We start from the raw sequence: 21,363 nt of genomic DNA on the forward strand, positions 1-21,363 counted from the left end.
ACCGATTGCCCACAACCAGGGGTGAGGGATTACTTCTCCTCGTCGACCCAGCTCATCAGGGAGCGCAGCTTCTTGCCCGTGTTGGCCAGCAGGCTGTCCTCGTCGGCCTTCTTGTACTCGTTGTACTTGGGCAGACCCGCGTTGTACTCGGCCATCCAGTTGTTGGCGAACGAGCCGTCCTGGATCTCGCCGAGGATCTTCTTCATCTCGGCCCGCGTCTGCTCGTTGATCACCCGCGGGCCCGAGACGTAGTCGCCCCACTCGGCGGTCTCGGAGACGGACCAGCGCATCTTCTCCAGGCCGCCCTCGTACATGAGGTCCACGATCAGCTTGAGCTCGTGGAGGCACTCGAAGTAGGCGATCTCCGGCTGGTAACCGGCCTCGACCAGAGTGTCGAAGCCCGCCTTGACCAGCGCGGCCGTACCACCGCACAGCACGGCCTGCTCACCGAACAGGTCGGTCTCGGTCTCCTCGGTGAAGGTGGTCTTGATGACGCCGGCCCGGGTGCCGCCGATGGCCTTGGCGTACGACAGCGCCAGCGCGAACGCGTTGCCGCTGGCGTCCTGCTCGACGGCCGCGATACACGGCACGCCGCGCCCCTCCTCGTACTGGCGGCGGACCAGGTGGCCCGGGCCCTTGGGGGCGACCATGCAGACGTCGACGGAGGCCGGGGGCTTGATGAACTCGTAGCGGATGTTCAGGCCGTGGCCGAAGAAGAGCGCGTCGCCGTCCTCGAGGTGGGGGGCGATGGACTCCTCGTAGACCTTGGCCTGGAGCGGGTCCGGAACCAGAACCATGATCACGTCCGCTTCCTGGACCGCCTCGGCGGGCGTGGTCACGCGCAGGCCCTGCTCCTCGGCCTTGGCACGGGACTTCGAGCCCTCGTGCAGGCCGACCCGGACGTCGACGCCCGAGTCGCGCAGCGACAGCGCGTGGGCGTGGCCCTGGCTGCCGTATCCGAGAACCGCGACCTTGCGGCCCTGGATGATGGACAGATCGGCGTCGTCGTCGTAGAACAGCTCGGCCACTTGGGGTTTCTCCTTGTGCGATGAAAGGGGCGACGGGGACATGGTCCCCGTTCTTGTTCCGCCGTCACGGCGACCAGCCACGACGGCGAGGGTCCGGCAGGATGCAATTAGACAGGTACCAGTACGTTCGCCGTCACGCGGAGCGCTCCAGCGCGCGCAGGCTCCGGTCGGTGATGGAGCGGGCGCCGCGCCCTATGGCGATGGTGCCGGACTGCACCAGTTCCTTGATGCCGTACGGCTCCAGCATCCTCAGCATCGCCTCCAGCTTGTCGGCGCTGCCGGTGGCCTCGATGGTGACGGCCTCCGGGGAGACATCGACCGTCTTGGCGCGGAAGAGCTGGACGATCTCCACGATCTGGGAGCGGGTCTCGCCCTCGGCGCGGACCTTGACGAGGACGAGTTCGCGCTGAACCGCGGCGGAGGGCTCCAGCTCAACGATCTTGAGGACGTTGACCAGCTTGTTGAGCTGCTTGGTGACCTGCTCCAGCGGCAGGTCCTCGACGTTCACCACGATGGTGATACGCGAGATGTCGGGGTGCTCGGTCACGCCGACGGCGAGCGAGTCGATGTTGAAGCCGCGACGGGAGAAGAGCGAGGCGATCCTGGCCAGGATGCCGGGGGTGTTCTCCACCAGCACGGAGAGCGTGTGCTTGGACATCTGTCTGTCTTCCGTTCTGCGCAGTCGTCTCAGTCGTCGCTGTCGCCGAAGTCGGGGCGGACGCCGCGGGCCGCCATGACCTCGTCGTTGGAGGTGCCTGCCGCCACCATCGGCCAGACCATGGCGTCCTCGTGGACGATGAAGTCGACGACGACGGGCCGGTCGTTGATGGAGTTGGCCTTCTCGATGACCGCGTCGAGCTGCGCCGGGTCCTCGCAGCGGATGCCGACACAGCCCATGGCCTCGGCGAGCTTCACGAAGTCGGGGACGCGGGTGCCCCGGTTCGGCTCGCCCTCCTCACCGTTGTGCAGAACGGTGTTGGAGTAGCGCTGGTTGTAGAAGAGGGTCTGCCACTGGCGGACCATGCCCAGCGCGCCGTTGTTGATGATGGCCACCTTGATGGGTGCGCCGTTGAGGGCCGCGGTGACCAGCTCCTGGTTGGTCATCTGGAAGCAGCCGTCACCGTCGATGGCCCACACCGCGCGGTCGGGCATGCCGACCTTGGCGCCGAGGGCGGCCGGGACGGCGTAGCCCATGGTGCCCAGGCCGCCGGAGTTGAGCCAGGTGGCCGGCTGGTCGTACGTGACGTAGTGCGCGGCCCACATCTGGTGCTGGCCGACGCCCGCGGCGAAGATCGTGCCCTCCGGGGCCAGCTCGCCGATGCGCTGGATGACCTGCTGCGGGGCCAGCGAGCCGTCCTCGGGCAGGTCGTAGCCAAGCGGGTAGGTCTCCCGCCAGCGGTTCAGCATCGCCCACCACTCGGCGTAGCGGTCGCCCGGCTCACCGGGGTGCTCGACCGTCTCGCTCTGCAGGGCGACGACGAGGTCGGCCAGCACCTCGCGGGCGTCGCCGACGATCGGCACGTCGGCCGCGCGGTTCTTGCCGATCTCGGCGGGGTCGATGTCGGCGTGCACGATCTTGGCGTGCGGCGCGAAGGAGTCGAGCCTGCCGGTGACGCGGTCGTCGAAGCGGGCGCCGAGGGCGACGATCAGGTCGGCCTTCTGCAGCGCGGTGACCGCGGCGACGGTGCCGTGCATACCGGGCATGCCCAGATGCTGCGGATGGCTGTCGGGGAAGGCGCCGATGCCCATCAGCGTGGTGGTCACCGGGGCGCCGGTCAGCTCGGCGAGCACCTTCAGCTCGGCCGTGGCGCCTGCCTTCAGGACGCCGCCGCCGACGTAGAGCACCGGGCGGTGGGCCTCGGCGAGCAGCTTGGCGGCCTCACGGATCTGCTTGCCGTGCGGCTTGGTCACCGGACGGTAGCCGGGCAGCTCGGTGCTGGACGGCCACTCGAAGGTGGTCTCGCCCTGGAGCGCGTCCTTGGCGATGTCGACCAGCACCGGTCCCGGGCGCCCGGTGGCGGCGATGTGGAACGCCTCGGCGATGGTCCTGGGGATCTCGTCGGGATCTCTGACCAGGAAGTTGTGCTTGGTGACCGGCATCGAGATGCCGCAGATGTCGGCCTCCTGGAAGGCGTCCGTGCCGATCGAGCCGGAGGCGACCTGACCGGTGATGGCGACCAGCGGCACGGAGTCCATGTGAGCGTCGGCGAGCGGGGTGACCAGGTTGGTGGCGCCGGGGCCCGAGGTGGCCATGCAGACCCCCACCTTGCCGGTGGCCTGCGCGTAGCCGGTGGCCGCGTGCCCCGCGCCCTGCTCGTGACGGACCAGGACGTGCTTGACCCGGGAGGAGTCCATCATCGGGTCGTAGGCGGGCAGGATGGCGCCACCGGGAATGCCGAATACGGTGTCGGCGCCGACTTCCTCGAGAGCACGGATGAGGGACTGGGCGCCCGTGATGCGGAGGGCGGCCTGGGCCGGAACGGAGTTGGGCTGTCCGCTGTTGCGGGCCCGCGGCTGCGGTTTCGGGGCCCCGGTGGCCTGTTCGGTCATCGGCTTATCTCTTCTCGGAGAGTGAGGGTTGACGCTCGTGGTGGGGATGGACGCTCGTTTTGGGCGGGTTTTTCGGGCTACCGCTGGTTCGTGCCCAGGTGCTGGTGCAACAAAAAACCCCCCGTGCCATAAGGCAAGCGAGGGGAGCGCGCCGCTGGTGGTCGCGGGATGAGTGGGTCCCGCGGTCAGCCGACGCGCTGTCCAAGTACGAGAATTCGGGTGCGCATGGCACTGACCTTCTCCCCGTCAAGCCCCAAGTGTCAAGTGTGTGGGACAGCCGTCTCAGCATTTGGGCGACGCTGACGAGTGCGTCAGCGGATCCACACCCTCCTGCCGTACGGCCGGCGCACCCGCGCCCCGCGCGGCGGGTACCCCCGCCGCGACGGCCACGGCCGCGTCCCGACCCTCCGGGTGCTCCTCGCCGTACCCGGAGGCCCCGCCGCTGCGGGAGGATTCGGGCACCGCGTAGACCCCGCGGGCGAGCGCCGTACGCAGCCGGTGCTCGTCCAGCGGTCCGGAGAAGACCGCACCCTGACCGTGCGTACACCCCATCTCGCGCAGCAGCGTGGCCTGCTCCGGCAGGTCGACGCCCTCCGCGACGGTGGTCAGCCCCAGGTCCCCCGCGATCCGCAGCAGTCCGGCGGTGATCTTGCGCTGCCGGATGGATTCCAGGATCCCGTCCGTCAGCCCCCGGTCCAGCCGCAGGATGTCGACCGGCAGCCTGCGCAGCGCCGAGATCGCCGCGTAGCCACTGCCGAAGCCGTCCAGCGAGATCAGCACCCCGAGCCGACGCAGCGCCGTCAGCCGCCGCTCCAGCTCGTCCAGCGGGATCCGCGGGTCGCTGTCCGACAGCTCCAGGATCAGTGCGCCCGGAGCGCCCGGCACCCCGGCGTTGGCCGCGGGGGCACCCAGCGCGGTGCCGCCGGTGGGTCCCGGCGCCGCAGCCAGCCCGTGCCGGGCCAGCAGTGCGCCGATGGAGCGCGGCTCCATCCCCGGCTCGGTCAGCCGCCGCGCGGGCAGCCGTACGGTCACCGGTGCGCCGTATCCGGCACGCTGCCGCGCTGCCGCTTGCTGCACCGCTTCCTCCAGCAGCCAGCGGCTCACCTCGGCGGCCCGCTCACCGCCTGCCCCGCGAGCCTCCCGCGCCGAGGCGCCCTCGGTGCGCAGGAACTCCGCGGGGGTGAACAGGATGCCCTGGGCCGAGCGCCAGCGTGCCTCGGCCGCAATGGCGGTGATCTTGCCGCTGGCCAGCTCGACGATCGGCTGGTGCAGCAGCGCGAATTCGCCGTCGTGCAGCGCGCTGCGCAGCCGCGCCGCCAGCTCGGCGCGCTTGACCACCTCGGCCTGCATCTGTGGCGCGTACAGCTCGACGCGGGCCTTTCCGGCCTGCTTGGCGCGGTACATCGCCAGGTCGGCGTTGCGCATCAGTGCGCTGGGCGTGATGCCGGGCTCGGCGAAGGCGATACCGATGGAGGCGGCGACCCGCACCTCCGTGCCCTCGACCCGGTACGGATCGGAGAGGGTGATCCGCAGCCGGTCGGCGATGTCGTGTATGCGCAGCTCGCGCTCGGCGTCCGGCATCCGCCCCGGCTCGCCGTCGCCCCGGATGAGTACGGCGAACTCGTCGCCGCCCAGCCGCGCCGCGGTGTCGCCGGAGCGTACGGAGTCGTGCAGCCTCCGCGCGGCCTGCACCAGCAGTTCGTCGCCCGCCTGGTGGCCGACGGTGTCGTTGACCGCCTTGAAGCCGTCCAGGTCGATGAAGAGCACAGCCGTGCCGCAGTCGCCGCCGCGGCGGCCGCCGATGGCCTGCCGGACTCGCTCGGTGAACAGCGCGCGGTTGGGCAGGTCGGTGAGCGCGTCGTGCGAGGCGTTGTGCTGCAACTGCGCCTGCAGTCTCACTCGTTCGGTGACGTCCCGGCTGTTGAAGATCAGCCCGCCCTGGTAGCGGTTGACCGTGGACTCGACGTTGAGCCAGTGGCCGTCGCCGTGCCGGAAGCGGCACTCGATGCGGGTACTGGCCTCCTGGTCCGCCGAGCCGGCCAGGAAGCGGCGCAGCTCGTGGTTGACCTGGCCCAGGTCCTCCGGGTGCACGAGGGAGGAGAGTTCGCAGCCCACCATGTCCTCGGCGTTCCGCCCGTAGACCCCGGCCGCCGCCGGTGAGACGTAGCGGAGCATGCCGGTGGCGGCGGTGATCATGATCACGTCGCTGGAGCCTTGGACCAGGGAGCGGAAGTGGTTCTCCTTCTGCGCCAGCTCCCGGGTCAGTGTGATGTTGTCCAGCAGCATGATGCCCTGCCGCAGCACCAGTGCGAGCACGACCGTGCAGCCGGTGTAGAGGACGACGGGGTCGATGTCGTGACCGTCCACCGAGTTGTAGAGGATGCCCAGTGTGCACACGGCGGCCGCGAGGTAGGGCGTCAGCGCGCTCAGCGAGCCGGAGATGGGGCGGCTGGGGTGGGTGGCCCGCGCCTCGGCCTGCCGGTCCGTGGCGGCCAGCGGCTGCGGCGGAACCGGGTCGGCCTTGCCCCTCTTGTCGTCGCCGTCCTTGTTGTTCTTGCCGCTCCTGCCGACCCAGGGCGCGTACGCGAGGAGCAGCGAACCGGCGAACCATCCGGCGTCCAGCAGCTGCCCTGACGCGTAGTGCTCGCGCAGCATCGGCGAGGTGAACAGTGCGTCGCACAGCACCGTGAGGGCGAGCGCCCCGATCGCGGTGTTGATCGCGCTGCGGTGTGCCGAGGAGCGCCTGAAGTGCAGCGCCAGCACCATGCTGACGAGCACGATGTCCAGCAGCGGATACGCCAGGTTGAGCGCCGCCCTGGCCACCGAGTCACCCGCCCAGTAGGCCGTGTGCGCGAGCGCGAGCGACCAGGAGAGGGTCAGCAGCGAGCCGCCGATGAGCCAGGCGTCGAGGCCGAGGCAGACCCAGCCGGCCCGGGTCACCGGGCGCTTGGCCAGCACCAGCAGTCCCACGATGGCGGGCGGCGCGAACAGCAGGAAGCAGAAGTCGGCGAGGGAGGGCTGCGGCACCTGCTGGCCGAGCACCAGTTCGTACCAGCCCCAGACCGCGTTGCCGAACCCCGCCATCAGCGAGGAGACCCCGAAGAGCACCCAGGCCGGGCGGCTGGCCTCCAGCCGGGCGTGCCCCGATGCGGGCTCGTACGCGGCGGCCTGCGCCGCCTCCCGCCGCTGGGTGCGCGCGTACCACAGGCACGAGCTGCCTGCCAGCAGTGCCGCGGCACTGAGTCCGAAGTCGCCCATGAACACGGAGACGGTCTCCGAGCCCCAGCCGAAGGCGGCGCCCACGGCGTAGGCCGCGCAGACCACCATGAGCGTCATCTGCCGCAGCAGACCGACGCGTCCGCCGGCGCCGGAGCCTCCTCCGCACGGCTCCGACGGTGTCGACCGTGCCGGCCGGGTCGGCTGGATCGGCCGGGCCGACCGGGTTGACGCCGTCGGCCAGGTGTGCCGTGCTTGCCGCGGGTGCGGTGCGTGCGTCGCCTCGTCGCGGACCGCGCCGCTGCGGCGCGTGCCGGTTGCGTTGCTCCAGTACGGGCCCCGCCTGGGGGCCGCTTCGTGGGTAGTCATCGCGCCACCCGTGGAGACGGGGGCCATTTGACGGAGCCGGCCCGGCCGTTACGGGACGCGTGCGGCGATACGCCGCAACGCGGGGGTTGTGCTTGGCAGTTGGGATGTCCGCGGGCGCTGTCCTTGCGTCCCGCGCGGAAGTTCGTCCGTTGATCGTGCATTCGCCCGTCGCCCCCCTCGTGTCCGGGTTTCGCCCCCCGCTCGGGACGATACACCAGGTTCGTCACTCAGGGACATAGTCCCAATACAGACCGTAACCATAAGAGGGAAGCTCGGTACAGGGTGCAGTCGTACGGATCCGTAGCGTGGCCTCTCGCGGCCTCGGGGTGTTTACGGGGACTACGCCACGGCCACCGTGTTCTCCAGCTCCTCACCGGCCGCCCAGCGCCTCAGTTGCGCGCCGAGCAGTCTTCTGGCACGGGGATAGAACGCGGAAGTGGGCCCTCCGACGTGCGGAGTGATCAGAACGCCGGGCGTTCGCCACAACGGATGGGCCTTGGGCAGGGGTTCCGGATCGGTCACATCCAGTGCCGCCCGCAGCCGCCCCGGAACGCCGTCCTCCGCACCCGGGGCCGAGGCGGGGGTGCCCGTCTCGGCGATCAGCGCTTCGGTGTCGACCACGGCCCCCCGCGCGACGTTGACCAGCAGCGCCCCATCCTTCATCCGGGCGAGGAAGTCAGCGTCCACCAAGCCGCGGGTCCCCTCGGTCAGCGGGGTCGCCAATATCACGACATCCGCCTGCGGCAGGAGTTCCCCGATCTCGCTCATCGGCCGGACCTGTCCCAGCGGAGCGTTCCGCGCGGAGCGGGCGACGCGGTGCACGGCGGCCACCTCGAACGGCAGCAGCCGCTTCTCTATCGCCTCGCCCACCGCGCCGTATCCGACAATCAGCACCGTGCGGTCCGCGAGCGCCGGGCGGAAGTCCGGCAGCCACTCGCCGCGGTCCTGCGCACGGACGGATCCGGGCAGGTCACGCAGGGAGGCGAGGGTGAGCGCGACGGCGAGTTCGGCGGTGCTCGCGTCGTGCACGCCGCGGGCGTTGCACACCCGCGTACCGGTGGGGAGGCGGGGAATGGCGGAAGCGATGTGGTCGATCCCCGCGGTGAGGGTCTGGACGACCCGGACCCCCGTCATCCGCGTGAGCGGCCGTACGGCGACCTCGGCACCCACGTAATAGGGGACGACGTAGAAGGCGCAGTCGGCGGGGTCCGCGGGGAACTCCTCCTCCCCGGCCCAGTAGCGGTACGTCAGGGTGTCCGGCAGGCCCTCGACGCTCTCGGGCGGGAGCGCGAGCCAGATCTCCGTCGCATCAGCCATGGGGAGAGACTAGTCGGGGGCTGCGCCAGCCAGAGTGGCTGGTGGGTCGGAACAAACGTGTGTGGCACCGGGGGCAACCGTTACGTTGGGGGCCGTCCGGAGGGAGCGGGAGCCAGGTGGAGCGCAGGACTATTGGTGCGGCAGCTCTCGGCGTGGGCGCCGTGGGCCTCGGCTGTATGCCGATGAGCTGGGCCTATTCCACCTCCGAGCAGCACGGTGAGAGTTCCCTGCGCGCGGTGCACACCGCGCTGGACGCGGGGATGTCGCTGCTGGACACCGCCGACATGTACGGCCCCTTCACCAATGAGCTGCTGATCGGACGCGCGATGAAGGAGCGGCGCTCCGAGGCGTTCGTCTCCACCAAGTGCGGGCTGCTGGTGGGCGAGCAGCACATCGTCGCCAACGGCCGCCCCAGTTACGTCAGACGCGCCTGCGACGCCTCGTTGCGCAGGTTGCAGACCGATGTGATCGATCTCTACCAGCTGCACCGAGCCGACCCCGAAGTACCGATCGAAGAGACTTGGGGTGCGATGGCCGAGCTCGTGACGGCGGGCAAGGTGCGCGCCCTGGGCTTCTGCGCCGTCGGCGCCCGCGCGGACCGGCGAGCGGGCGCCGGTATCCACGACGGGACCATACGACAGCTCGAACGCGTCCAGCAGGTGTTTCCGGTCAGCGGTGTGCAGGCCGAGCTGTCGGTCTGGTCGCGGGAGGCGCTGGAGACCCTGCTGCCGTGGTGCGAGGAGCGCGGCATCGGGTTCCTCGCCGCGATGCCGCTGGGCAACGGCTATTTGACCGGCGCGCTCACCACCGGCGGCGGCTTCGAGCCCGACGACGTACGCGCCCGGCACCCCCGCTTCACCGCCGAGATGATGGCCGCCAACCAGCCGATCGTCGCCGGCCTGCGACGGGTGGCCCGCCGCCATGGCAACGCCACCCCCGCGCAGATCGCCCTCGCCTGGGTGCTCGCCCAAGGCCGCCATGTGGTCCCGGTCCCCGGCGCGAAGAAGGTCCACTGGGTCGCGGAGAACGCCCGCGCGGCCAGCCTGGTGCTCACCGCGGAAGACCTCGCGGAGATCGGCGCGCTCCCCGCGGCCCGGGGCTCGTGGGACTGAGCGGCCGGAGAGCCGGCGGAATCGCCGGGTCGGCGCAACCCGCGTCTCCTGCGCGGGAGGAGGGGACGATGTGGTCCCCTGTGAGGGAGCCGGTTGTCGAGGACGAGGGAGCCGCAGCGTGCGACGTAGGACGGGTGTGAGCGTCGGGGTGGTCTGCGCGCTGGCGCTGGGCGCGGGATGTTCCGGCGGGGGCGGGGACGGCCCGGGGGACGGGCCCTCGCGCAAGGGCGGCAGTTCACCTGCGACCTCGTCGGCGAGGGCGGCACCGGCCAAGGGTTCCGTGAAGGTGGTCAAGTCCCTCACGACCGGCCTCAAGAGCCCCTGGGGGCTGGCTCCGCTGCCCGGCGGCGATCTGCTGGTCTCCTCGCGGGACACGGGGAAGATCCTGCGTATCGACGCCGACAGCGGCAAGAAGACGGAGGTCGGCTCCGTGCCGGGGGTGGAACCCGGCGGCGAGGGCGGGCTGATGGGGCTGGCCGTCCCGCCGGACGGGGCACAGGCGGGGAAGATGGTGTACGCGTACTTCACCTCCGCCTCCGACAACCGCATCGTGCGGATGGTCTACGACGCCAAGAAGGAACCCGGCGACCAGCTGGGCGCGCCGGACACCATCCTCAAGGGCATCCCCAAGGGCCTGCTCCACAACGGCGGGCGGATCGCGTTCGGCCCGGACAAGATGCTCTACGCCGGGACCGGCGAGTCCGGCGACGGCGACCTCGCCCAGGACAGGAAGTCGCTGGGCGGCAAGATCCTGCGGATGACGCCCGAGGGCGAGCCGGCCGGGCACGGCAACCCCGAGCCGGACTCGGTCGTCTACAGCTGGGGGCACCGCAATGTGCAGGGCCTGGACTGGGACCGCGAGAACCGGCTGTGGGCCTCCGAGTTCGGGCAGGACACCTGGGACGAGCTCAATCTGATCGAACCGGGCAAGAACTACGGCTGGCCGGACGCCGAGGGCAAGAGCGACGACAAGCGCTTCCGCAACCCGGTCGAGCAGTGGCGCACCGCCGAGGCGTCCCCCAGCGGGCTGGCCGTCGTCAAGGGTTCGGTGTGGATGGCCGGGCTGCGCGGCGAGCGGCTGTGGCGTATCCCGCTCAAGGGCGCGGAACCCGCAGCCACCCCCCAAGCGTTCCTGAAGGGAAAATACGGACGGCTCCGAACGGTCGTCGCCGACCACGGCACCGGTGGCGGCGACGGGCTCTGGCTGGTCACGAGCGAGACGGACGGACGTGGCTCGCCGGAGAAGGGGGACGACCGCATCCTGCGACTCAAGGTGCGCTGAGGATGGTCAGATGTTCAACCTGATAGAGGAGCTGTTCTCGCCGAGCCGCAAACACACGGACGACGAGCAGCGGCGGCTGGAGCACACCCGGGTCCAGGAGGGCAGCAACGACCCCGGCAAGGGGCCGATCGACCTGGCTTCGGGTCAGGTGGTCATCCGTCCACCCGGGCAACGGAGCGTCCCGGAGGCGGAGCCGGGGAAGGAGCCGGAGCCGGCCGCGGAGCTGTCGTCGTCCCCGGTGCCGTCGCCGTCCCCGGCACCGCGGAGCTGAGCCCGTTCGGGCTGACCAGCCGCAGCCGGAACGCCATCGCCGCCGCCTCGCCGCGCGTCGCGACGCCCAGCTTGGCGAGGATGTTGGAGACGTGCACGCTCGCCGTCTTCGGGGCTATGTAGAGCCGCTCGGCTATCTGCCGGTTGCTGCGGCCTTCGGCGACGAGTTCCAGTACGTCGCGCTCGCGCCGGGTGAGCCCGAACGACTCGGCCGGGTCGGCGGGCGGTGCCGACGCCGCCTGTGCCGGGGCGGGCTCCGCCGCTCCCCGGCCGTCGCCGGGCCCGTCGTCCAGTGCGATCCGCGCCCGCAGCGCGAGCTGTTCGGCCTCGGCCCGCAGCGGCGCAGCGCCCAGGCGCACGGCCGTGGAGTGGGCCTGCCGCAGCAGTTCCTCCGGGGACCGCGAGCAGCCCCGTACGCCTGCGCCCTCCAGCAGCGCCTCGGCCCAGCGCAGCCGGGCGCGGGCCAGCGGACAGGGCCGTCCCACCGGTTCCAGGGCCAGCGCCGCCGCCTCCCACAGCTGCGGCTCGCTCTGCCCCGCCGCCCGCGCCAACTCGGCCTCCAGCAGCAGCCCGTATCCCTCCCACACCGGCGCGGGCCGGGGCAGCAGGCGGGCCGCGTGGCGCAGTTCGGACAGCACCTGGCCCCGGCCCTGCTCGGCGTCCGGCAGGCCGCGGAGCTCCGCCTCGTAGGACGCGGCGGCGTGCAGCAGCGCCCAGGCGTACGGGTGGGCGCCCGGCGGGAAGCCTTCCGAGAGAGCGGCGGCCAGCTCGGCGCGTGCCTTCGCCGTCTCGCCGCGCTCGGCGGCCAGCGCCATGGTGAAGTACCGCAGCGCCACCACCTTCTGCGGCTCGTTGGCCGGGGACGAGCCCATGGTGGCCGCCGCCTCCTCGACGGCGGCCTCCAGCCCGGTCAGGTCGCCTCGTTCGCGGGCCAGCCGGGCACGGAGCAGCGCGACCCAGACGCGTACGTCCGTGACGCGCGCCGCGCCTCTGGCCCGGTCCAGGAGCTCGGCCGCGCGCTCCCACTCCCCCGTCGACAGCAGCGCCTCGGCCTGCCCCGCGAGGGCGCCCGCATAGGAGTTGGGGCGGTTGCGCCTGTGGGCGACGCGGGCCGCGCGGGCGGCCTCCTCGGCGGCCTGCGCCGAGCGGCCCACCGCCTCCAGCTCGACGGCGATGTTGATGGCGGCGCAGGTCATCACGGACGTGACCCCCGCCTGGTCCGCCTCGTCCCGGGCCCGGGCCAGCTCGGCGAGCCCCTCCTCCAGATCGCCCGATTCGGCGAGCAGGGTGCCCAGGGTGACCCTGGCATCCAGCTCGATGGCGGTGGCGCCCACCACCCGGGCCAGCTCGACCGCGCGGACGGCCGTCGCCAGCGCCTCCCGCCCGGGACGGTGCACCATGCCCCAGCTCGCGGCGCTGGAGAGCACCTCCGCATGAACGGCGGAGGGCGGCAGCCCGCGGACCAGCTCCTGCGCCTTGGCGATCTGCGTCCAGCCGTCGCCCTTGCCGGTGTCCTCCAGCAGCATCCCCATGCGCAGCTGGAACCAGGCGCTGGTGAGCGGGTCCTCAGCTTCGTCCAGCCGGGCCAGCGCGCGGCGCGTGAGGACCTTGGCGCGTGCCACGTCACCGCTGATCCGGGCGGCGACGACGGCCTCGGCAAGTACCTCGATGAAGTGCGGCGGCTGGGACAGACAGTGCGCGCGGGCACCGCCCGGAGCGTCCACGGCGGGGAACGTACGCGGGATGCGCAGCGCGGGCAGCTCGGCCCGGGCTTCCTCGGGCACCTCGTCCCACAACTCGATGACGCGTTCGAGCAGTTGGTGCTCCTCCGCGTACGCGTGCCGGTATCGGGCCTCGACCGAGGCGGAGAGCGCCGCAGGCAGCGCCCTGGCGGCGTCCCGGCTGCGGTGCCAGTAGTGCGCCAGGCGGGCCAGCCGCTCCTCGGCCCGCACCAGCGACGGGTCCGCCTCCAGCGCCTCGGCGTAGCGGCGGCTGATCCGCGCCAGCTCGCCGGGGAGCAGATCCTCGCGGACCGCCTCGCGCAGCAGGGCGTGCCGGAAGTGATAGCCCGAGCCGTCCTCGGTGGGCCGCAGCACATTGGCGCCGACGGCCGAGCGCAGGGCTTCCAGCAGCGCGTCCTCGCCCAGCCCGGCGACGGCGGCCAGCAGTGCGTGTTCCACGGCGGAGCCTCCGCCCGCGGCGAGCCGCACCACATGCTGCGCCGACTCGGGCAGCGCTTCGACCCGGACGAGCAGCAGATCGCGGAGCGAGTCGCTGATGGCGCAGGCGGCCTCGGTGGCGGTCAGCTCCTCGACGAAGAAGGGGATGCCCTCCGAGCGGCGGAAGATCTCCTCGGCCAGCTCGCTCGCGGGCTCGGTGCCGTTGATACCGGTGATCTGGTCGCGTACCTCGGCGCGGGTCAGGCGCGGCAGCTCCAGATGGAGGACGGTACGCAGCCGGTCCTGCTCGGCGAGGAAGGGGCGCAGCGGGTGGCGGCGGTGGATGTCGTCGGTGCGGTAGGTGGCCAGCAGCACCAGCCGGCAGCCGCGTACGGACCGGAAGAGGTAGCCGAGCAGTTCGCGGGTGGAGCGGTCGGCCCACTGGAGGTCTTCGAGGGCGACGACGAGGGTACGGTCGGCGGCCAGCCGCTCCAGCAGTTGCGCCGTCGCCTCGAAGAGCCGGGCACGTCCGCCGTCGGCGCCGTCGTCGTACTCCTCGCGCTGCGGCGCCACCGGTCCTGGCACCGCCAGGTCCGGGAGCAGCCGAGCCAGTTCGGCTTCGCGGCCCTCGGCGGCGACTGCCAGGGCCGTGGGCGGCACGGCGCTGCGCAGGCCGCGCAGCGCCGTGGTGAAGGGCGCGAAGGGGAGGCCGTCGGCGCCCAGTTCGAGACAGCCGCCGAGGGTGGTTATGCCGCCCGCAGCGCGAGCCCGCTCCAGGAACTCCTCCAGGAGCCGGGTCTTGCCCACACCCGCCTCGCCGCCGAGGAGCAGCGCCTGGGGCGCACCCGTACCGGCGGATGCGAGGGCCTCGGTGAGGGCGGCCAGTTCGGCGGTGCGGCCGACGAACACGGGGCTGACAGTGGTTTGCAGGGGCACGTCGCTCAGCATCGCATCCGGCACCGGCCTAGGGCACCTGCCTTATAGCGGCTTTCCGGCCGACGGTACGGACAGTCATGCGGCCGGTACCCACACCGGCTCGTCGTCGTCCCGGTTCCGGCGTGCGCGGCCGAACCAGGAGCGTGCGCTGCGATCGGTGCCCGCCTGCTCGCGGCGGGCCGCCTTGGCGGCGCGTACCAGCCGTTGGTGCTCGGCCTCGCGGCGCAGATCGTCCATGCGGAGCTGGTGTTGGCCGTGGCTGAGGTCGTACAGCATGACGGTGGCCCCCTCGGGGAGTGGTGCGGAATGCGTGCTCCCACACTGCTTCCTGAGAGGGCCCCGCCACATCGGGCAACTGCCCAGTCCTGGGGGCCTGAGGGCCTTAGTGCGACGTGCAGCGGGCCCTAGGCCACCGGACCGAGTGCGTAGGTACCGTCACGGGGTACCGGTTACTGGCCGGGTGCCGAAGGCGTAGGCACCTCGGGCTGCGCTGCGAACAGGTCGAAGTACATACCGCCGGCGACGACGAGGCCGATCACACCGAGCAGCGCCCCGCCCAGCGAGACGGCCTTGACCCAGCCACGGACCTCGGGCCGGCCGCTGAGCGTCGCCAGGAGCAGACCGCCCACCGCGACGGCGAGCAGGGCGAAGATCCCGTTGACGACGGCAGCCGCGTGCCAGGGGGCGCCGTAGACGGAGTTGACCTGGTCGGCGGCCGAGCCGCCGGAGCCGCCCTGGGCGCCGCTCTCGATCTGGCCGATGAGGCTCTTGCGCTCGCGGAGCATCTCGCTGAAGGAGGTGCCGGTCAGCGAGGCGAGGCCGAGACCGGCGCTGACGACGGCGACGGCGCCGCCCGCCCAGTCGCTGCGCCGGTCCTTCGGGGACTCCAGGGTGTCGAGGTCGGCGTCGTCGTACTCGTCGTCGACGGCGTCCTCGGGCTCCTTGCCGACGTTCACCGCGGGCGCGTCGCGGGCCGTCTTCTCCTCGGCCTTCCCGTCGGGCTTCCCCTCGGCCTTCCCGTCGGGCTTCTCCTTCGTCGTGGCCGCCTCTTCGGCCGACTCGTCGGCGAGGGGCTTCTCAGTCGCGGTCTGCGTGGTCTTCGTGCTTTCGGTAGCCATGGGCGGCCACCGTAGGGGCGGTTTCTGAGAGACCGATGAGAGACCCGGTGCGCTGATTGACCAGTGGTACGTCGACGAGCTCCTCGGCGCCGTCCTCATCGCTCATGTCCGGCTCGATGCTCAGCCGCGGCAGCCGTCGGTCCAGCCACTTCGGGAGCCACCAGTTGGCGCCGCCGAGCATATGCATCAGCGCCGGCACCAGCAGCGTACGCAGGACGAACGCGTCCAGCGCGACCGCGGCCGCCAGCGCGATGCCGAACATGGCGATGAGCCGGTCGCCGCTGAGCACGAAACCGCCGAAGACGGAGATCATGATCACGGCAGCGGAGTTGATCACCTTGCTGGTCTCCGAGAGCCCCACCCGCACCGCGCGTCTGTTGTCGCCGGTCAGCCGCCATTCCTCGTACATCCGGCTGACGAGGAAGACCTGGTAGTCCATGGACAGCCCGAAGAGCACCGAGATCATGATCACGGGCAGGAACGGCTCGATGGGCCCCGCGCTGCCCAGGCCGAGCAGTTCGCTCCCCCAGCCCCACTGGAAGACGGCGACCACGATGCCGAAGGCGGCGGCGACGGCCGCGATGTTCATGACGGCGGCCTTGAGCGGGATGCCGATGCTGCGGAAAGCCAGCAGGAGCAGCAGACAGCCGAGCCCGATGACCACGCCGCCGAAGAGCGGCAGCTTGCCGACGATGATGTCGGCGAAGTCATCGTGTCCCGCGGTGGTGCCGCCGACCAGGACATCCATGGTCGAGCCGTCCTCGGCCTGCGGCAGCACGTCACCGCGCAGCCGGTCCACCAGTTCGGAGGTCGACTCGGACTGCGGGGAGCTGTCGGGCACCACTGTGATCACGCCGGTGTCGCCGCTGCCGTTGAACTGAGGGCCGCTGACCTCGGCGACGCCCGGGGTGTTGCGGATGTCGTCCCGCAGGTGGTCGAAGGCGAGCTTGTCGCCCGCGCCGTCCAGCTCGCCGACCAGCGTGAGCGGCCCGTTGGTGCCCGGGCCGAAACCGTCCGCGAGCATGTCGTACGCCTTGCGGGTGGTGCTGGCGGACGGATCGTTGCCCTGGTCCGAGGTGCCCAGGTGCAGCCCGAGCGCGGGCAGCGCGAGCACGGCCATCAGCACCGCGGCGACCACGCCCAGCAGCCTGGGGTGCCGCTCGACGAAGGCCGACCAGCGCATGGCGAAGCCCGTGGGACGGTCGGGGCGCGGCCCGTGCTCGGTGAGCTGCCGTCGCTCACGGCGGCTGAGGGCACGCATCCCGATGAAGCCGAGCAGGGCAGGCAGCAGCGTGACGGAGGCTGCCACGCTGAGCAGGACGGTCAGGCTGGCGGCTATCGCCACTCCGTTGAGGAAGCCGAGTCGCAGGATGAACATGCCCAGCAGCGCGATGCAGACCGTGGCCCCCGCGAAGACCACCGCGCGCCCGGAGACCGCCACCGCACGGCGGGCGGCCTCGGCCACCGGCAGCCCGGCACGCAGCCCCCTTCTGTGCCGGGTGACGATGAACAGCGCGTAGTCGATACCTACGCCCAGTCCGATGAGCATGCCCAGCATGGGCGCGAAGTCCGCGACGGTCATCACCTGGCTGAGCAGCCCGATACCGGCCGCGGCTGTGCCGACGGCGACGACGGCGTTGATCAGTGGCAGTGCCGTGGCGGCGAGTGAGCCGAAGGCGAGGAAGAGCACGACGGCGGCTGCCGCCAGCCCGATGGCCTCGGCGAGGTGCGCCTTCGGCGCCTCGGCGACCGCCACCCCCGAACCGCCCGCCTCGACCTGGAGGCCGAGACCTTGATCGGAAGCGCCCTGGACGGTGTCGACGACGCGCTTCACCTTCTGCTCGCCGAGCTCGTCGGCGGGCGCCTTGAAGGTGAGATCGGCGTAGGCGGTCCGGCCGTCCTCGCTGATCTGTCCTGCGCCCTGTGGCACATAGGGGGACTTCACGGAGGCGATGCCCGGCAGGTGCGCGACCTCCTCCAGCGTCTCGGTCATCCGCTCCTGGACGGCGGTCGCGCGCACACTCCCCGTGTCCGTACGCCACACGATCGTGTCGCTGTCGCCGCCCCGGTCGGGGAAGGCGCTCTCCAGGCGCTGCGCGGCCCGGCCGGATTCGGTGCTCTGGGCACCGTAATCGTCGGAGTAGGAGCTGCCGATGAGTGACGAGGCGGTCACGGCACCGACGAGCGTGACGAGCCACAGCAGCAGCACGAGGAGGCGGCGCTTCAGGCACCAGCGGGCAAGAGCGGTCACGGGCGTCGCCTGCTCCCGGGGGTCGTACGGGCATGGAGGGGGCGCGGCGTCCCCTGTCCGCCGCAGCTGGGGGCCTCCCGGCCGGAGGCGGGGAGGAGGGGGTCCGAGGCAATCGAGAACCTCGCCTCAAGGACCGCGCTCTTCGCAGAGTGCCATCCCGAAAAGATCGATTGCGGCCTTTGTGGCGATACCCACAATGCCCATGGCCTCGCGTATCACCCTGTAGTCGGGCCCTCACGGCGTAACCGGTCTCTTACCCCCGCAACCGGACGCGGAGGGCTGTCGCGGACGGATGTCGGGGAACGCGCCTGGTACCGGCGTCGTAGGTACCCATAGGCTGTGGGAGCGGTCCGACGGACGCACGGCGTCCGGTCGGGCAGCCGAACGCAGGCCGGATGGCTGGAAGACGCACCACACGGGATGGGGGACGGTCGTTACGTATGCCCAGGGAATTGCAACGCGGCCACAAGGCCAAGATCAGTGATCTGACGGCGGGCACGGATCTGTACGTGGGTGTGCAGATCGCCGGAGCGGGACTCTCTTTCGACATCAGCTGTTTCGGGCTGGACGGGCAGGAACAGCTCTCCGACGACCGCTACTTCATCTTCTTCAACCAGCCCAAGTCGCCGGAGGAATCCCTCCAGCTCCTCGGGGCGCAGGCCGGGGACACCGAATCCTTCCGGGTGACGCTGGACCGGATTCCCCCGCAGGTCCAGCGGCTGTCGTTCACGGCGACGCTGGACGGCGCCGGGCAGATGTCGCAGGTCGGCCCCGGTTACATCCGGATCGTGGCGGGCGGCGAGGAGGTCGCCCGCTACCCCTTCGACGGCTCGGAGTTCAGCACCGAGCGCGCCGTGATGCTGGGCGACATCTACCGGAAGAACGACATCTGGCGGTTCGCCGCGATCGGCCAGGGCTTCGACGGCGGCCTGGACGCGCTGCTGAAGAACTTCGGCGGCGAGGTCCTGGAGGACGAGGAGCCCGAGCCGCAGCAGGCCGCGCCTGCGGGTGGCGCAGTACCGGGCTTCGCACCGCCGGGAGGGGGCGCGGCGCCGCAGCAGCCCGCGCCCGGGTTCGCCCCTCCGACCGCGCCCGCGCCGCAGCAACAGGCGCCGCAGGCCCCGGCCCCGGCTCCCGCTCCGGCCCCCACCCCGCAGCCGCAGGTGCCGCAGCCGACGACGCCGGACGTCCACGGTGCGCCCACCATGGCCGCCCCCATCCAGCCGCAGCACGGCGGCCAAGTTCCCCCGCCGCAGCCGGCTCCGCAGGCCCCGCCGGCTCCGCAAGCACCCCAGGCTCCGCAGCCGCCCCAGCAATTCCAGCAGCAGCACCAGCCGCCGCAGCCCCAGCAGCCGGGCCCGCCCGGGCCTCCCGGCCAGCAGCTCTCCAACCCGTTCGCCCAGCAGCAGCCCGGCGGCTACGGCGCCCCGCAGGCACCGCAGATCCCGCAGGGCCCGGCGGCAGGCATCGGGGCGGTGCTCCAGAAGTTCCACGAGGTGCCGACCGGTCAGCGCTGGACCTTGCAGAACCCCTCCCTCGTCCGCGCGGACATCGGCATCGACGGCCAGCCTGTGCTCGCCAAGCAGGGCAGCATGGTGCTCTACCAGGGCAAGGTGGACTTCTCCTACAAGGGCGCCGGCTTCACCGGGCGCGTGGTCGGCAACGCGACCGGCCAGGAGATGCAGCTGATGCGGTGCAGCGGCCGCGGTCAGGTCTTCTTCGCCGAGAACGCCGCGCATGTCCACCCGGTGGAGCTGCAAGGAGACGCGATCTGCGTCTCGGCCGAGAACGTGCTCGCGTTCGACGAGTCCCTGCAGCACGAGGTACGCCGGATCGAGGGCCACGGCATCCCCGGTGGCGCGCTGTTCACCATGCAGTTCACCGGCACCGGCACGGTCATCGTCAAGACGCAGGGAACCCCTGTCGTCCTCCCGGTCACCCCCACGACGTTCGCCGACGCGCAAGCCGTGGTGGCCTGGTCGGCGGCGGCCCAGGTCGTCGTCTCCAGTCAGGTCCGGCTGCACCGCAACGCCTATCCGGGGCACAGCGGGGAGACCGTGAACCTCCAGTTCCGGGGCGCGCCCGGCAACTTCATCGTCGTCCAGCCGTACGAGGTCTAGGGGGAGCCCGTCATGAACCAGCCAGCAGCTTTCGCGGGCTTCGCGCCCGCTCCCGTGTCGGCACGTATGGAGAACCACGGGACCCACATGGTCAAGGTGGCCATGCAGTCGGGCCAGGACCTGTTCGCACGGCCCGGCTCGATGGTCGCCTACGAGGGCTTCGTGCAGTACGAGGCCAATCCGCCGGCCGTCCGCCAGATGGCTTCGCAGTGGCTGACCGGCGAGAAGAACCCGCTGATGCTCTGCCGCGGCGACGGCCTGCTCTATCTGGCCGACTACGGCGCCGACGTGGTGTGCGTCAACCTCGCCGAGGAGTCGCTGTCGGTCAACGGCACCAACCTGCTCGCCTTCGACGCGCACCTCCAGTGGGGCGTCGAGCGGGTCAAGGGGCTCGCCAAGTTCGCGGGCCAGGGGCTGTTCAACGTCGGTGTACGCGGCACCGGCTGGGTCGCGCTCACCTCGCGTGGTGCCCCCGTGGTCGTGGACTGCGGGCGCGGCGAGGACGAGACGTATGTGGACCCGGACGCACTGGTGGCCTGGTCCAGCGGCCTGAAGATGAAAAGCAAGCGGAGCATGAAGGCCGGTGCGCTGATCGGCCGGGGCAGCGGCGAGGCGTATCAGATCGCCTTCTCCGGGCAGGGCTTCGTGGTCGTCCAGCCGAGCGAGGACAGCACGGACCGCATCCGGGTCCGGGGCTGACGGGGGAAGGAGAACAGCCGTGCAGAGTTCGCTCTTCGGATACACCGAGGTCGCCACGGAGGACCGCTACGCGGTGCAGAACCCGCAGCTGCTGCGGGTGCAGTTGACCGGGCACGACGATGTACTGGCCCGCAAGGGCGCCATGGTCGCCTACCAGGGACTGCTGGAGTTCGACGCCGAGTACCAGGGGCAGAGCCGGCGCCGCGGCCCCGCCCGCGAGCAACTGCCGCTGATGCGCTGCTCGGGCCAGGGGACGGTGTTCCTCGCCAACCTGGCACAGTACGTGCATGTGGTGGACGTCGACCGTGACGGCCTGACGGTCGACGCCTCCTACGTCCTGGCCATGGACTCCACCCTGCACCACGAGATCATCTCCGTGGACAGCCAGTTCGGGATCTCCGGCACCGGTGCCTACAACCTCAACATCACAGGGCAGGGCAGGGTCGCGCTGATGACCTCGGGCCAGCCGCTGCTGATGAACGTCACCCCGGACACCTACGTCAACGCCGACTCCGACGCCGTCGTCGCCTGGTCCAGCGGACTGCGTGTGCAGATGCAGGCCCAGACCTCCTCCCAGGGTGTCTGGCGTCGCCGCGGCAACACCGGCGAGGGCTGGGAGCTCTCCTTCATGGGCCAGGGCTACGCCCTCGTCCAACCCAGCGAGCTGCTCCCGCCGCAGAACGCTCAGATCGGCGGCGGCGTACGCGCCCAGTACGGCATGGGCCCCCAGGGCTCCCGCGGCCAGAACCAGGGCAACGTCTTCAGCAACTGACGGCTGACGGCCTGGAAGGGCGCGAGTCGGCGCACAGGAGCGGGCGGGAGGGATCTTCCGCCCGCTCCTGGAGTTCCCCACGTCCCGAAGGGGCGCGGGGAACTGCGCGACAAGCCACAACCCGGGCCACAGCCCGCATGCTTCGGGCAGGGGCACCCCCTTAC

15 protein-coding genes are annotated in these 21,363 nt (G+C 71.4%); 6 read left to right on the forward strand and 9 right to left on the reverse strand.

The window, feature by feature from the left end; translation table 11 throughout:
- Window positions 1-29: 29 nt before the first annotated feature.
- From ilvC to ACTWQF_RS00860, 5 genes are all read right to left on the reverse strand, one after another.
- Window positions 30-1,028, reverse strand: coding sequence for a ketol-acid reductoisomerase (ilvC, locus tag ACTWQF_RS00840; RefSeq protein ID WP_443276078.1), 999 nt, complete (start codon window positions 1,026-1,028; stop codon window positions 30-32).
- 133 nt (window positions 1,029-1,161) lie between these two features.
- The gene (ilvN, locus tag ACTWQF_RS00845) at window positions 1,162-1,686 is read right to left on the reverse strand and encodes an acetolactate synthase small subunit (RefSeq protein WP_443276080.1); all 525 of its coding nucleotides are present in this window, start codon (window positions 1,684-1,686) and stop codon (window positions 1,162-1,164) included.
- Between the two features lie 29 nt (window positions 1,687-1,715).
- Window positions 1,716-3,578 carry an acetolactate synthase large subunit gene (locus ACTWQF_RS00850; protein WP_443276082.1) on the reverse strand — a complete coding sequence of 621 codons (1,863 nt, stop codon included), beginning with the start codon at window positions 3,576-3,578 and terminating at the stop codon, window positions 1,716-1,718.
- 282 nt (window positions 3,579-3,860) lie between these two features.
- On the reverse strand, window positions 3,861-7,163 hold the full coding sequence (locus ACTWQF_RS00855; protein WP_443276084.1) for a putative bifunctional diguanylate cyclase/phosphodiesterase: 3,303 nt from the start codon (window positions 7,161-7,163) through the stop codon (window positions 3,861-3,863).
- A 339-nt stretch (window positions 7,164-7,502) separates the two neighbouring features.
- On the reverse strand, window positions 7,503-8,480 hold the full coding sequence (locus ACTWQF_RS00860) for a 2-hydroxyacid dehydrogenase (protein WP_443276086.1): 978 nt from the start codon (window positions 8,478-8,480) through the stop codon (window positions 7,503-7,505).
- 116 nt (window positions 8,481-8,596) lie between these two features.
- Here ACTWQF_RS00860 and ACTWQF_RS00865 point away from each other — a divergent pair, with 116 nt between their 5' ends.
- The 3 genes from ACTWQF_RS00865 to ACTWQF_RS00875 all read left to right on the forward strand — a co-directional run bounded on the left by ACTWQF_RS00865 (window position 8,597) and on the right by ACTWQF_RS00875 (window position 11,145).
- Entirely contained in the window at window positions 8,597-9,592 is a 996-nt protein-coding gene (locus ACTWQF_RS00865; RefSeq protein ID WP_443276088.1) for an aldo/keto reductase, read from the forward strand.
- A gap of 118 nt (window positions 9,593-9,710) precedes the next feature.
- The gene (locus ACTWQF_RS00870; protein ID WP_443276090.1) at window positions 9,711-10,874 is read left to right on the forward strand and encodes a PQQ-dependent sugar dehydrogenase; all 1,164 of its coding nucleotides are present in this window, start codon (window positions 9,711-9,713) and stop codon (window positions 10,872-10,874) included.
- A 10-nt stretch (window positions 10,875-10,884) separates the two neighbouring features.
- Window positions 10,885-11,145: a DUF6191 domain-containing protein gene (locus tag ACTWQF_RS00875; RefSeq protein WP_443276092.1), complete on the forward strand. Its 261-nt coding sequence runs from the start codon at window positions 10,885-10,887 to the stop codon at window positions 11,143-11,145.
- Here the strand turns inward: ACTWQF_RS00875 and ACTWQF_RS00880 are convergent.
- From ACTWQF_RS00880 to ACTWQF_RS00895, 4 genes are all read right to left on the reverse strand, one after another.
- Entirely contained in the window at window positions 11,027-14,251 is a 3,225-nt protein-coding gene (locus tag ACTWQF_RS00880; RefSeq protein ID WP_443277512.1) for a helix-turn-helix transcriptional regulator, read from the reverse strand. The genes ACTWQF_RS00875 and ACTWQF_RS00880 overlap by 119 nt on opposite strands.
- 63 nt (window positions 14,252-14,314) lie before the next feature.
- Window positions 14,315-14,515 (reverse strand): hypothetical protein, encoded by a 201-nt coding sequence (locus tag ACTWQF_RS00885; protein ID WP_443276094.1) that lies wholly within the window; start codon window positions 14,513-14,515, stop codon window positions 14,315-14,317.
- 173 nt (window positions 14,516-14,688) lie between these two features.
- Window positions 14,689-15,357: a hypothetical protein gene (locus ACTWQF_RS00890; RefSeq protein ID WP_443276096.1), complete on the reverse strand. Its 669-nt coding sequence runs from the start codon at window positions 15,355-15,357 to the stop codon at window positions 14,689-14,691.
- Window positions 15,317-17,608: an MMPL family transporter gene (locus ACTWQF_RS00895; RefSeq protein ID WP_443276098.1), complete on the reverse strand. Its 2,292-nt coding sequence runs from the start codon at window positions 17,606-17,608 to the stop codon at window positions 15,317-15,319. Before ACTWQF_RS00895 ends, ACTWQF_RS00890 begins: the two co-directional genes overlap by 41 nt.
- A gap of 440 nt (window positions 17,609-18,048) precedes the next feature.
- Here ACTWQF_RS00895 and ACTWQF_RS00900 point away from each other — a divergent pair, with 440 nt between their 5' ends.
- Genes ACTWQF_RS00900 through ACTWQF_RS00910 form a run of 3 tightly spaced genes read left to right on the forward strand, consistent with a single transcriptional unit; the run spans window position 18,049 to window position 21,199 of the window.
- Entirely contained in the window at window positions 18,049-19,728 is a 1,680-nt protein-coding gene (locus ACTWQF_RS00900) for a TerD family protein (protein WP_443276100.1), read from the forward strand.
- Between the two features lie 12 nt (window positions 19,729-19,740).
- A complete protein-coding gene (locus ACTWQF_RS00905) occupies window positions 19,741-20,427 on the forward strand; it encodes an AIM24 family protein (RefSeq protein WP_443276102.1) in 687 nt (228 codons plus the stop codon).
- Between the two features lie 19 nt (window positions 20,428-20,446).
- On the forward strand, window positions 20,447-21,199 hold the full coding sequence (locus ACTWQF_RS00910) for an AIM24 family protein (RefSeq protein ID WP_443276104.1): 753 nt from the start codon (window positions 20,447-20,449) through the stop codon (window positions 21,197-21,199).
- Window positions 21,200-21,363: the final 164 nt, after the last annotated feature.

The organism is Streptomyces sp. 8N114 (genome assembly GCF_052245835.1).
Taxonomy (GTDB): domain Bacteria; phylum Actinomycetota; class Actinomycetes; order Streptomycetales; family Streptomycetaceae; genus Streptomyces.